Raw genomic sequence first — 12,008 nt, forward strand, 5'->3', positions numbered from 1 at the left:
CTGATCGCCTCATCGCAGTCTCGCCGTGCGCGCTCCCGGCGCCTGGTCGAGGTCATCGTCAGCACCACTGCGGGTGCCGTCGTCCGACAGCGGAGACCAGTGAGGACGACGCGAGGACGAGCCAGCCTGTACGCCGGGTCCTGTCCCCGCGGCCGGCGAACCGGTCGCGGGGGGCGGCCATCCATCTCGGGACGGCGTTGCCGCCGTCCTCATCGCTCCCGTCCCACGAGGGGCCGGGCGCTGTCGCGGCCTACCCGGGAGCTCGGGCGGGCAGCCCTCGGACGCTCCCTGTCTGGCCTTGCTCCGGGTGGGGTTTGCCGAGCCACCCCCGTCACCGGGGGTGCTGGTGGTCTCTTGCACCACCGTTTCACCCTTGCCCCGCCTCCCCCGGCGGACCGGGAGCGGCGTGGCGGTCTGTTCTCTGTGGCACTTTCCCGCGGGTCACCCCGGGTGGGTGTTGCCCACCACCCTGCCCTGCGGAGCCCGGACGTTCCTCGGCGGCGGGCCCCTCGCGAGGTCCGCCGACGCGGCCGCCCGGCTGGCTCGTCCGCCACAGCAGACTAGCGCCGCGCGGCCCGACCTCGACCAGCGCAGGCACGACGGGCCCCGCACAGGATCGCGCACTACTGTTCCCGCCCGTGCTCCTGCTGCTGCCGCCCTCGGAGCGCAAGCTCCCCGCCCGCCCCGGGCGGTCCAGCACCCCGGTCGACCTCGCGGCCCTGTCGTGGCCGCAGCTGGCCCCCGCGCGCGAGCGGGTGCTCGAGGCCGCCGCCGCGGTCAGCGACGACCCCGCCGCCGTCGGCGCGGGCCCCTCGCTCGCGCAGGAGGTGGCCCGCAACGGCCGCTGGCGCACCGAGCCCGCCCACGCCGCCGCGAGGGTCTTCACGGGGGTGCTCTTCGAGGCGCTCGGCCTCGCCTCGCTGCCCCGGGCGGCCGCCGCCCGGGCCGCCGAGCGCGTGCTGGTGGTCTCCGCGGCCTACGGCCTCCTGCGCCCCGCCGACCGCGTGCCGGCCCACCGGCTGTCCATGGGCACGGACCTGCCGGGCGTCGGCCAGCTCGCGGCGCACTGGCGCCCGCACCTGGCACCCGTGCTCGACGAGCTCACCGGGCAGCCGGGCCAGGTGGTGCTCGACTGCCGCTCCGCCGCGTACGCCGCCGCATGGCGGCCCGCAGGGGCGCTGGCCGGGAAGGTGGTGGCGGTACGGGTCTTCCGGGAGGCCCCGGGACCGGACGGGCCCGTGCGCACCGTGGTCAGCCACGACGCCAAGCGCACCCGCGGCGAGCTGGCGCGCCACCTGCTGCTGCGGCGCAGGAAGGAGCCCGACTCCCCCGAGGCGCTCGCCGCCGCCGCGGCCGAGGCCTTCGAGGTGGAGCTGGCCCCGGCCGCCCCCGGCCGCGTCCGCCACCTCGACGTCGTGCTGCGGGGTGCGGCGTGAGCCCGGCGCCCGAGCGCGCCGGGGGGACCGCGCAGGACGACGACGAGCGCCGCCGCGAGCCGTCCTGGGCCACGCCCTGGCGCTGGCTGCCCGACGGTGCGCTCGTGCCGCTGCTGGCGGTGCTCGCCTCCGCCGTCGTCCTGGTCTCGGGGGCCCTCACGCTCGGGCAGGCCGGGGCACTGGTCGGGCGCACCTGGAGCGTGCTGGTGTTCCTGCTGGGCGCCGCCGTGCTGGCGGAGCTGGCCGGCAAGGCGGGCGTGTTCGAGGTGGCCGCGGTGTGGGCCGCCCGCCACGGCGGCGGGCGCACCTGGAAGCTGTGGCTGCTCGTCGTCGCCATCGCGGTGGCCGCCACCGTCACCCTCAGCCTGGACACCACCGCCGTGCTGCTCACGCCCGTGGTGCTGGCCCTGGCCCGGCGCACCGGCGCGCCCGCCTCGGTGGGGGCGCTGCTGGCGCTGACGTGCGCGTGGCTGGCCAACACGGCCTCGCTGCTGCTGCCGGTGTCCAACCTCACCAACCTGCTCGCCCTCGACGTGCTCGAGGGCGGCCCCGCCGGCGGCGGCGTCCCGGCGTTCGCGGCGCTGACGTGGCGCCCCGCGGTGGCGGCGGTGGTGGCGACCGTCGTCGTCCTCGCCCTCCTGCACCACCGGGCGCTGCGCACGGGGTACTCCCGGCCGCAGCCGGCCGACGTGGCCGACCGCGTGCTGCTCAAGGTGGCGGCCGCCGTGGTGGTGCTCGTGCTGCCGGCGCTGGCGGTCGGCCTGGAGCCATGGGCAGTGGCGGGCACGGCCGCGCTGGTGCTGGCCGCGGTGTTCGCCGTGCGGAAGCGCTCTGCGCTGCGCTGGGACGTGGTGCCGCTGCCGCTGGCGGTCTCGGTGCTGGGGCTGTTCGTGGTGGTGGAGGCGCTCAACCAGCACGGCCTCACCGGGGCCCTGGCGTCCGTGGCCGGGCAGGGCGAGGGGTTCACCGAGCTGCTGCGCCTGGCCGGCACCTCGGCGGCGGCCGCCAACGCCGTCGACAACCTCCCGGCCTACCTCGCGCTGCAGCCGCTGCTGTCCCCCGACGACCCGCTGCGCACCGCCGCGGTGCTCGTCGGCGTCAACGCCGGCCCCCTCATCACGCCGTGGGGGTCGCTGGCGGTGCTGCTGTGGGCGCGCGCCTGCCGCGCCGAGGACGTGCCCGTGCGGTGGGGCCGGTTCGCGCTGCAGGGCCTCGTGCTCGTGCCCGTGGTGCTGGTGGCCTGCGTCGGCGCGCTGGTGCTCTGAGCCGGCCTCAGCCGGCGAAGGCCTCGACCCGGGCGACGAACCGCGCCGGGTCGGCCAGGTGCGGGTAGTGCGTGGGCGGCTGCCAGACCTCCTGCACGGCGTGCGGGACGGCCTGCCGCAGCCAGGCGGCGTACTCCGGTCCCGCGTCCAGACCGGTGATGACCAGGTACGGGACGTCGGCGGGGACCTCGGTCAGCTCGTCCACCAGCGCTGAGAGCTCCTCGGGCGAGCCCTCCAGCAGCACCCGCCAGGTCCCCAGGACCACGTCCTGGCGCGGCCGCCGGATCCCGTCGAGGCGGGCCTTCTGCGCGGGGTCGAGGTCACCGGACATCTGGGCGAACATCCCCTCGACGAACAGCGGGAACTGCTCACCGCGGAGCATCCCCTCGGCCTGCTGGACCTGCTGCTGCATGCCCGCGAGGTGGAGCGGCTGGTCCACGTTGACCACCGCCCGCGCCGGGAACAGCGCGCCGTACGCCGTGGCGACGATGCCGCCGAGGGAGTGGCCGACCACCGCGGGCGGCTCGTCGGGCAGCCCCAGCGCCTCCTGCGCGTGCACGACGGTGTCGTGGACGTCCGCGGCCAGCACCGGGATGTCGTAGGGCTCCGCGGCCGGCGACGCCCCGTGCCCGCGGAGGTCGACGCGGAGCACGGTGAAGGCGCCGGTGAGGTCGACCGGGTCCCAGCTGCGGCGGTCCTCGGTGATGCCGTGGACGAGCACCAGCAGCGGGCCGGAGCCCGAGACGTCGTGGGCGAGGATCACAGGGGCCTCCTGTCGTCGGAGCGGGGTGGGCGGGGTGGAGCGGCTAGGACTGCCGCCAGGGCAGGCCCTCGGCGCGCCAGCCGCGGGCGCCCCGGTGGCCGTCGGCGTCGAGGTCACCCTCGAAGCCGTCGAGGACGTTGGACGAGCGCAGCCAGCCGGCCCGCGCCGCGGCGTCCGCGGCGGCCACCGAGCGGTGGCCGGAGCGGCACAGGAAGAGCACGTGGGCGTCCTTCGGCGCCACGCCCTCCAGCTGCGCGAGGAACTGCGCGTTGTGGGCTCCGTCGGGGAAGCTCGTCCACTCCAGCGCCACCACGCGCCGCCCCAGCGCGGACAGGTCCGGCAGCCCGACGAACACCCACTCGGCCTGGGTGCGGACGTCGACCAGCACCGCCGCGGGGTCCGCGGCGAGCGCGTCCCACGCCTGGCGGGGCGTGAGGTCGCCGGTGCGGGGCGTGAAGGTGCTCACCGGCGCCTCACCGCCGCAGCTCGGGCTCGGGCGAGCGGACGAGGATGCGGTCGCACTCCTCGCACTGCACCACGTCGTCCGGGGCGGCGGCGGCCACCCGCACGCGGAAGGTGCCGGTGAAGGGCAGGCGGCAGCCGCCGCAGGTCTCCCCCACCACGGCCGCGGCGCCCAGGCCGTCGCGCCGGGCGCGGACCTGCTCGTAGAGCGCCACCAGGCCCTTGTCGAGCTGGCCGATGGCCCCGGCGCGCTGGGCGCCGGTGCGGTCGTGCTCCTCGCGGGCCGCGGTGAGGGCGGTGTCGCGGGCGGCGACGAGCTTCGCGCGCTCACCGGACAGGCCGGCGGCGCGCTCCTCCAGGGCGGCGGCGGCCTCGGCGGCGGCCTCCTGGCGCTCCATCACCTCCAGCTGGGCGTCCTCCAGGGTGCGCAGCCGGCGGGTCAGGGCCTCGGCCTCGGCCAGCAGCTGCTGCAGCTCCTTGGGCGGGGTGCCCCCGGCGGCCAGGCGGGCCGAGGTGCGCTCGGCGCGCGAGCGGACCTGCTCCACCTCGGTCTCGGCGCGGGTGGCCTCGCGCTCGACGTCGGAGGCGACCGTGCGGGCCGCCACCAGCTCGTCGCGCAGGCTGCGCTCGGTGCCGTCCAGCGCCGCGATCGCGGCGTGCTCGGGCAGGGTGCGAGCGCGGTGCGCGATCTGCGCCAGCCGCGTGTCGAGCGCCTGCACGTCGAGCAGGCGGCGCTGGTCGTGGGCGGGGGCGGTCTGCGTCGGACCGCTCATCGGACGGTCCCGGCGGGCGAGGGCACGTGGAAGCTCCAGGGGTCGGACGACCGCACGGACACGGACGTGGTGACGGACTGGCCGCGATCGGCCAGGGCTGCGGTGAGGCGCTCGGCGGCGCCGTGGAGCCAGGGCCACTCGCTGGCCCAGTGGGAGACCTCCACGAGGGCGGTCCGCGGCGCCTGCTCGCGGGCCTCGGAGGCGGGGTGGTGGCGCAGGTCGGCGGTGACGTAGGCGTCCACCCCGGCGGCCCGCACGTCGGCGAACAGCGAGTCGCCCGCTCCGCCGCAGACCGCCACGCGCTCGACGAGCGCGTCGGGGTCACCGGCCACGCGCACGCCCCCGGCGGTGCCCGGCAGCGCCTGGGCCACCTGCTCGGCGAAGGTGCGCAGCGGCAGGGGGCGCTCCAGGCGGCCCACCCGTCCCAGGCCGAGCGCGGCGTCGTGGGACGCCGGGACCAGCGGTGCCAGGTCCACCAGCCCCACCACGCGCGCCAGGGCGTCGGAGACGCCCGGCCGCGCGGAGTCGGCGTTGGTGTGGGCGGTGAACAGGGCCACCCCGGAGCGCACCAGGCGGTGCACCACCCGGCCCTTGGGGAAGGTGGCGGCCACGGAGGAGGTGCCGCGCAGCAGCAGCGGGTGGTGCGCCAGCACCAGCTGGGCGCCCTCGTCCAGCGCCTCCTCGACCACGTCCTCGACGGGGTCGACCGCCAGCAGGACGCGCTCCACGGAGGCCTCCGGGTCTCCGCAGACCAGGCCCGGGCGGTCCCAGTCCTCGGCCCAGGCCTGCGGGTACAGCCCGTCGAGGACGGCGACGACCTGCGCCAGCGTCGGGGTGCTCACGTCCGCGAGGGTAGTGGGGTGGGCCCGGCCGGGTTCGAACCGACGACAGCCGCGGTGTAAGCGCGGTGCTCTACCAGCTGAGCTACAGGCCCTGGCGCGACCGCCTCGGCGGCCGCCTCAGCGACGGCCGCGACCGCTGACGAGGCGGATGGCCGTCCAGTCCGGCGACGGCTTGACCGTCGAGGTGGCGAACAGGCCCGCCGTGGGCGCGGCCTCCTCCACGTCGGAGGGGCGCACGTGGCCGGGGCTGCCGGCCTTGGGGGTGAGCAGCCACACCACGCCGTCGTCGGCGAGGGAGACCAGGGAGTCCACCAGGGCGTCGACCAGGTCGCCGTCGTCCTCGCGCCACCACAGCAGCACCGCGTCGACGACGTCGACGTCGTGCTCGTCGAGCATCTGCTCACCGGTGAGGTCCTCGACCTCGTCGCGCAGGTCGTGGTCGACGTCGTGGTCGTAGCCGCGCTCCTGCACCGCCTGGCCCGCGCTCAGGCCCAGCCGTGCCGCCCCGCTCGTGGCGGGTGCCCCCGCGGTCTCGCTCACGCTCGATCTCCCCCCAAGGTGGTGGTGCCGCCTCCCGCGGACACCCTCTGCCGCGCATCGCCGCCGGCTGCTCGCCAGCGGCCCGAACGCTACCGCCTCGCCCCCGCGCTCAGCGGCACTAACCTGGCCGGATGGCGCGCTCGAGCCCCCGGCGGCCGGTCCTGCGCCTCGACGCAGCGCTCGGCACGGCCGTCCACCGCCCCGACTCCCTCGCCGCGGAGGAGCCGCTGGAGGTGCGCGTCCGCGCGCTCGACGCGCCGGCCGCGGAGCCCGTCGTCGTCACCATGAGGACCCCCGGGGACGACGTCGACCTCGCGCTCGGGTTCCTCCTGACCGAGGGCCTGCTCGCGGGCCCGGACGACGTGGCCGCGGCCGTCCACTGCGGTGACCCCGACCCGGCCGACCCCGACGGGCTGAGCTCGATGAACGTCATGGAGCTCACGCTGCGCCCGGGCGTGCCGGCCCCGGACCTGGAGGGCCGGCGGACCTTCGGGATGACCTCCGCGTGCGGGGTGTGCGGGACGGCGAGCATCGACGCCGTGTCCCGGCGCAGCCAGCACGACCTGCGCGAGGACCCGACGGTGGTGTCGCCGGAGCTGCTGCTGTCCCTGCCCGACCGGCTGCGCGAGGCCCAGCGGGTGTTCGCGCGCACGGGCGGGCTGCACGCCGCGGGGCTCTTCACCGCCGATGGGGAGCTGCTGGCGGTGGCGGAGGACGTGGGGCGCCACAACGCGGTGGACAAGGTGCTCGGCCGCGCCGCCCGCGAGCGCCTGGCGGGGGGCTGGCCCCTGCGCGGGACGGTGCTGCAGGTGAGCGGGCGGGCGTCGTTCGAGCTGGCGCAGAAGGCCTGGTGCGCGGGGGTGCCGCTGCTGTCGGCGGTCTCGGCGCCCTCGTCCCTGGCGGTTGACCTCGCGGTCCGGGCGGGGATGGGCCTGGCGGGGTTCGTGCGGGCGCCGAGGCTCAACGTCTACGCCGGGCAGGAGCGCTTCGGCCCGCTGGGCGGGGTCGGCGAGCGAGCCACCGAGGGATCGGGCGCCGCGGCGCTGTGACCGCGAGCACGCCCCCTCCGACCGGGAGGTGGACATCCCCGGCGGGGAGGGCAGGATGGAGGGGCCCCGACGCGGCCCTGCAGCGCTCCACCTCGCGCCCGCACGGAACGCCGGGCGCCCGCGGCGCCACCCGCCGCGGGGACGACGAGCGATGTGGAGACCAACGTGGCACCACGCGACGAGGTCGCTGAGCTGGGAGCCCTGGCGGGCCCCCTGCACCAGACCGACGCCGACCCGGAGGAGACCGGGGAGTGGCTCGGGTCCGTCGACGGCCTGGTCGAGGCCCGTGGCGGCGACCGCGCCTCCTTCGTCCTGCGCAGCTCGCTGGTGCGCGCGCGCGAGCTGGGCGCCCCGGTCCCCGGGCTGATCTCGACCGACTACGTCAACACCATCCCGCCGCAGGACGAGCCCGACTTCCCCGGTGACGAGGCCGTCGAGCGCCGCTACCGCGCCTGGAACCGGTGGAACGCCGCGGTGATGGTCCACCGCGCGCAGCGCCCCGGCATCGGCGTGGGCGGCCACATCTCCACGTACGCCTCCTCGGCCACGCTCTACGAGGTCGGCTTCAACCACTTCTGGCGCGGCCCGGAGCACCCCGGCGGCGGCGACCACGTCTTCATCCAGGGCCACGCCTCCCCCGGCACCTACGCCCGGGCGTTCCTCGAGGGCCGCCTGTCCGAGGACGACCTCGACGGCTTCCGCCAGGAGCTGACCTCCCCCGGCCGCGGGCTGCCCAGCTACCCGCACCCGCGCCTCATGAAGGGCTTCTGGGAGTTCCCCACGGTCTCCATGGGCCTGGGCCCGGCGAACGCGATCTACCAGGCGCAGTTCGACAGGTACCTGCACAACCGCGGGATCAAGGACACCTCCGACCAGCACACCTGGGCGTTCCTCGGCGACGGCGAGATGGACGAGCCCGAGAGCCGCGGCCTGCTGCAGCTGGCCGGCTACGAGGGCCTGGACAACCTGACCTTCGTGGTCAACTGCAACCTGCAGCGCCTCGACGGCCCGGTCCGCGGCAACCACAAGATCATCCAGGAGCTCGAGTCGTTCTTCCTGGGCGCCGGCTGGAACGTCATCAAGGTCGTGTGGGGCCGTGAGTGGGACCCGCTGCTGGCCAAGGACACCGAGGGCGCGCTCGTCGGGCTGATGAACCGCACCCTCGACGGCGACTACCAGACCTACCGCGCCGAGGACGGCTCGTTCATCCGCGAGCACTTCTTCGGGCGCGACGAGCGCACCGCCAAGCTGGTCGACGGCATGACCGACGACCAGATCTGGTCGCTCAAGCGCGGTGGGCACGACTACCGCAAGGTCTACGCGGCCTACCAGGCGGCGACGGCGAAGAACGGCAAGCCGACCGTCATCCTCGCCAAGACCATCAAGGGCTACGGGCTCGGCAAGCACTTCGCCGGCCGCAACGCCACGCACCAGATGAAGAAGATGACGCTGGAGGACCTCAAGGCCTTCCGCGACGGCCTCAAGATCCCGGTGACGGACGCCCAGCTCGAGGCCGACCCGTACCGCCCGCCGTACTACCACCCCGGGCCGGACGCGCCGGAGATCCAGTACCTGCAGGAGCGCCGCAAGGCCCTCGGCGGGTACGTCCCGTCGCGGCGCACCTCCTCCAAGGCGCTCAAGCTCCCCGGCGACTCCGCCTACACGGTGGTCAAGCGCGGGTCGGGCAAGCAGCAGATCGCCACCACCATGGCGTTCGTCCGCCTGCTCAAGGACCTCATGCGCGACAAGGAGTTCGGCCCCCGCGTGGTGCCGATCATCCCCGACGAGGCCCGCACGTTCGGCATGGACTCGTTCTTCCCGACCGCCAAGATCTACAACCCGGAGGGGCAGCAGTACACCTCCGTCGACCGCGAGCTGATGCTCGCGTACAAGGAGTCGACCTCCGGGCAGATCCTGCACCTGGGCATCAACGAGGCCGGGTCCGCCGCGGCGTTCCAGGCGGCGTCGACGTCGTACGCCACCCACGGCGAGCCGATGCTGCCGGTCTACATCTTCTACTCGATGTTCGGCTTCCAGCGGACCGGCGACGCCTTCTGGGCCACCGCCGACCAGATGGGCCGCGGCTTCCTGCTGGGCGCCACCGCCGGTCGCACCACGCTGACCGGCGAGGGCCTGCAGCACGCCGACGGGCACTCGCTGCTCCTGGCCTCCACCAACCCCGCGGTGGTCGCCTACGACCCGGCGTACGCCTACGAGATCGGGCACATCGTCCGCGACGGCCTCGAGCGGATGTACGGCGAGGGCTCCACGGCCGTCCAGGACGCTGAGGCCGACCGGGCGCACCTGGGCCAGGTGGGTCTGCGCGACCCGAACGTCTTCTACTACATCACCGTCTACAACGAGCCGATGGTCCAGCCGGCCGAGCCGGAGGACGTCGACGTCGAGGGCATCGTCAGGGGCATCCACAAGATCGCCCCGGCGCCGTCGGGCGAGGAGGGTGCACCGCGCGTGCAGCTGCTCGCCTCCGGCGTGGGCGTGCCGTGGGCGCTCGAGGCCCAGGAGCTGCTCGCCAAGGACTTCGGCGTGCTGGCCGACGTCTGGTCGGTGACCAGCTGGAACGAGCTGCGCCGCGACGGCCTGGCCTGCGACGAGGCGGCGTTCACCCGTCCCGCCGAGGAGCCGCCGGTGCCGTTCATCGCCCAGCAGCTCGCCGACGCGCCCGGCCCGGTCGTCGCCGTGTCCGACTGGATGCGCGCCGTGCCGGACATGGTCCGCCAGTGGGTGCCGAACGAGTACGTCTCGCTCGGCGCCGACGGCTTCGGCGTGTCGGACACCCGCGCGGCCACCCGCCGCCACTTCCACATCGACGGGCCGAGCATCGCCTACCGGGCGCTGCAGGTCCTCGCCCGCCGCGGCGAGGTCGACCGCGGGCTGCCGGTCAAGGCGTACGAGCAGTACCGCCTCGACGACGTCACCGCCGGCACGTCCGGCAACGCCGGCGGCGACGCCTGACGCCTCCCGCCTGAGGCTCCACCGGGGGCCGGGTCCGGAGCGCACCCCCGTGCGCTCGGGCCCGGCCCTCCGCCGTCCCCCTCCCCGGTTGGTGCGGGGTGGCCCTGGTCTCGTAGGAGTGGACCAGGGCCACCCCGCACCACTCGACGCATGGACCAGAGCCACCCACTGCCCGCCTGCGCCGCCGCGCACGAGCCCCCAGCCACCGACGCCTGGCCGGAAGACCCCCTCGTCGTCGTCCCGATCACCGGTGCACCGCCCCTGAGCGGCGCCCTGGGGTGATCTGGTCCCAACCCCAGTGGGTGCAGGGTGGCCCTGATCTCGTAGGAGTGGACCAGGGCCACCCCGCACTCAACGGAGTGGGACGTGCGCGGACGCGCTGCGCGGGGTCCCGACCAGGGAGCTGCGGGAAGGACCCGAGGTGGCGGCGCGCTCCGGAGGTGCGTCCCGCCTGGACCGCGGCCTGCACGGGCCGGCGACCGGCCTCGGGCGCCTCGAGGCGGGGTCGCGCGGCCGCGCCCTCCGTCGCGGAGCGCACGACGGCGCGCGGCGGGCCGGTGAAGGGGGGCCGTGCCGCTGACCCGAGGGGGCGTCTTGGAGGAGGTCCACAACGCCGCCGCGCCTACCCTGACACCGTGACCGCCCTGGAGGACCCGGCCCTCGCCACCGAGCGGGTGGCGCGGGCGCTGCAGGGCTCCACCGGCGCTCTGGCCGCCACGGCGATCGCGCGGCTGGAGGAGCGCCACGCCTGGTACGGCGCGCTGGGCCCGCAGGAGCGCTCGTGGGTGGGCCTGGTGGCGCAGGGCGGCATCGCGGCCTTCGTCACGTGGTTCCGCGCGCGCGCCGAGCGCCCGGCGGTCTCGGCCGACGTGTTCGCCACGGCCCCGCGCGAGCTGGTCCGGGCGGTCTCGCTGCACCAGGCCCTGCAGCTGCTGCGCGTGGTGGTAGACGTGGTGGAGGAGCGCGTCACCGAGCTCGCCGACGCGGGCGAGCAGCCGGACCTGCGGGCCGACCTGCGCGAGGCCGTGCTGCGGTACTCGCGGGAGGTGGCGTTCTCCGCGGCGGAGGTCTACGCCCGCGCTGCGGAGGCCCGGGGGGCGTGGGACGCGCGCCTGGAGGCCCTCGTGGTGGACGCCCTGGTGCGCGGAGAGGCCGACGACGATCTCGCCACCCGCGTCGCGGCGCTCGGCTGGGCGCACGACGTGCCGGTGGCCGTGCTCGTGGGCACCCGCCCCGCGGGAGCGGCGGACGCCGTGGTGGCGGACCTGAGGCGCGCGGCGCGGACCGTGGCGGACGACGCCCTGGTGGGCCTGCGCGGCGAGCGGGCGCTGCTGGTGCTGGGCGCGTCCGGGGAGGACGGGCCGCTGCGGGCGGCCGCCTCGCTGGCGCCCCGCCTGGGCGCGGGCCCGGTGGTGGTGGGCCCGGTGGTGGCCGGCCTGGCCGCGGCGGGCCGGTCGGCGCGCACGGCGCTGGTGGCGCTGACCGCCGCCCGCGCCTGGCCGGAGGCTCCGCGGCCGGTGGCCGCCGACGAGCTGCTGCCCGAGCGCGTCCTCGCCGGTGACGCCGGGGCGCGCCGGGCCCTGGCGGACCGGGTGCACGCCCCGCTGGCCGCGGCGGCTCCCGCGCTGGCGGAGACGCTGCGCGCGTACCTGGTCTCGGGGCGGTCGCTGGAGGGCACGGCGCGGGCGCTGTTCGTGCACCCCAACACCGTCAGGTACCGGCTGCGCCGGGTGGCGGAGGTCACCGGGTGGGACCCGGCGGTGCCCCGGGAGGCGTTCGTGCTGCAGGTGGGCCTGGCGGTGGGAGCCCTCGCCGAGCGGCCCGGACGGCGGTCCGGCGCCCCGGAGCCGACCGCGGTCCCTTGACCAGCACTTGACCGCTCTTGGAGGTTTCCTCCAAAGACGG

General features: G+C 76.2%; 11 protein-coding genes, 1 tRNA gene and 1 other RNA gene. 6 read left to right on the forward strand and 7 right to left on the reverse strand.

What is annotated here, in order from left to right; genetic code table 11:
* Window positions 1-113: 113 nt before the first annotated feature.
* Window positions 114-546, reverse strand: an RNA gene (gene rnpB / locus H7K62_RS14630) — RNase P RNA component class A.
* A gap of 92 nt (window positions 547-638) precedes the next feature.
* On the opposite strand from rnpB, the gene H7K62_RS14635 reads away from it, so the two are divergent.
* Entirely contained in the window at window positions 639-1,436 is a 798-nt protein-coding gene (locus tag H7K62_RS14635) for a YaaA family protein (protein WP_186719612.1), read from the forward strand.
* Window positions 1,433-2,701, forward strand: coding sequence for an SLC13 family permease (locus H7K62_RS14640; RefSeq protein WP_222437654.1), 1,269 nt, complete (start codon window positions 1,433-1,435; stop codon window positions 2,699-2,701). Before H7K62_RS14635 ends, H7K62_RS14640 begins: the two co-directional genes overlap by 4 nt.
* 7 nt (window positions 2,702-2,708) lie before the next feature.
* Here H7K62_RS14640 and H7K62_RS14645 read toward each other — a convergent pair whose 3' ends face one another.
* The 6 genes from H7K62_RS14645 to H7K62_RS14670 all read right to left on the reverse strand — a co-directional run bounded on the left by H7K62_RS14645 (window position 2,709) and on the right by H7K62_RS14670 (window position 6,081).
* Window positions 2,709-3,464, reverse strand: a complete 756-nt coding sequence (locus tag H7K62_RS14645; RefSeq protein WP_186719613.1) for an alpha/beta fold hydrolase — start codon at window positions 3,462-3,464, stop codon at window positions 2,709-2,711.
* Window positions 3,465-3,507: 43 nt separating this feature from the next.
* Window positions 3,508-3,930 carry a rhodanese-like domain-containing protein gene (locus H7K62_RS14650; protein WP_186719615.1) on the reverse strand — a complete coding sequence of 141 codons (423 nt, stop codon included), beginning with the start codon at window positions 3,928-3,930 and terminating at the stop codon, window positions 3,508-3,510.
* Window positions 3,931-3,937: 7 nt separating this feature from the next.
* Window positions 3,938-4,699: a zinc ribbon domain-containing protein gene (locus H7K62_RS14655; protein WP_186719617.1), complete on the reverse strand. Its 762-nt coding sequence runs from the start codon at window positions 4,697-4,699 to the stop codon at window positions 3,938-3,940.
* Window positions 4,696-5,541, reverse strand: coding sequence for a Nif3-like dinuclear metal center hexameric protein (locus H7K62_RS14660; RefSeq protein ID WP_186719620.1), 846 nt, complete (start codon window positions 5,539-5,541; stop codon window positions 4,696-4,698). The genes H7K62_RS14655 and H7K62_RS14660 overlap by 4 nt, the downstream gene beginning before the upstream one ends.
* Window positions 5,542-5,560: 19 nt before the next feature.
* Window positions 5,561-5,633, reverse strand: a tRNA-Val gene (locus H7K62_RS14665).
* A gap of 25 nt (window positions 5,634-5,658) precedes the next feature.
* Window positions 5,659-6,081 (reverse strand): DUF3052 domain-containing protein, encoded by a 423-nt coding sequence (locus H7K62_RS14670; protein ID WP_186719622.1) that lies wholly within the window; start codon window positions 6,079-6,081, stop codon window positions 5,659-5,661.
* A gap of 131 nt (window positions 6,082-6,212) precedes the next feature.
* Between H7K62_RS14670 and fdhD the strand changes: the two genes are divergently transcribed.
* The 4 genes from fdhD to H7K62_RS14685 all read left to right on the forward strand — a co-directional run bounded on the left by fdhD (window position 6,213) and on the right by H7K62_RS14685 (window position 11,968).
* Entirely contained in the window at window positions 6,213-7,130 is a 918-nt protein-coding gene (fdhD, locus tag H7K62_RS14675; RefSeq protein ID WP_186719624.1) for a formate dehydrogenase accessory sulfurtransferase FdhD, read from the forward strand.
* Between the two features lie 165 nt (window positions 7,131-7,295).
* Window positions 7,296-10,103: a pyruvate dehydrogenase (acetyl-transferring), homodimeric type gene (aceE, locus tag H7K62_RS14680; protein ID WP_370591790.1), complete on the forward strand. Its 2,808-nt coding sequence runs from the start codon at window positions 7,296-7,298 to the stop codon at window positions 10,101-10,103.
* Window positions 10,104-10,253: 150 nt separating this feature from the next.
* Window positions 10,254-10,385, forward strand: a complete 132-nt coding sequence (locus H7K62_RS22710) for a hypothetical protein (protein ID WP_255480462.1) — start codon at window positions 10,254-10,256, stop codon at window positions 10,383-10,385.
* Between the two features lie 353 nt (window positions 10,386-10,738).
* A complete protein-coding gene (locus H7K62_RS14685) occupies window positions 10,739-11,968 on the forward strand; it encodes a PucR family transcriptional regulator (RefSeq protein ID WP_222437655.1) in 1,230 nt (409 codons plus the stop codon).
* The last annotated feature ends 40 nt before the right edge of the window (window positions 11,969-12,008 follow it).

The organism is Quadrisphaera sp. RL12-1S (assembly GCF_014270065.1).
Classification (GTDB): Bacteria; Actinomycetota; Actinomycetes; order Actinomycetales; family Quadrisphaeraceae; genus Quadrisphaera.

What these genes read in the sequence shown, in the direction of transcription:
- H7K62_RS14655 (WP_186719617.1), bottom strand. Translation starts at nt 4,699, where the DNA reads ATGAGCGGTCCGACGCAGACCGCCCCCGCCCACGACCAGCGCCGCCTG.
- fdhD (WP_186719624.1), top strand. Translation starts at nt 6,213, where the DNA reads ATGGCGCGCTCGAGCCCCCGGCGGCCGGTCCTGCGCCTCGACGCAGCG.
- H7K62_RS22710 (WP_255480462.1), top strand. Translation starts at nt 10,254, where the DNA reads ATGGACCAGAGCCACCCACTGCCCGCCTGCGCCGCCGCGCACGAGCCC.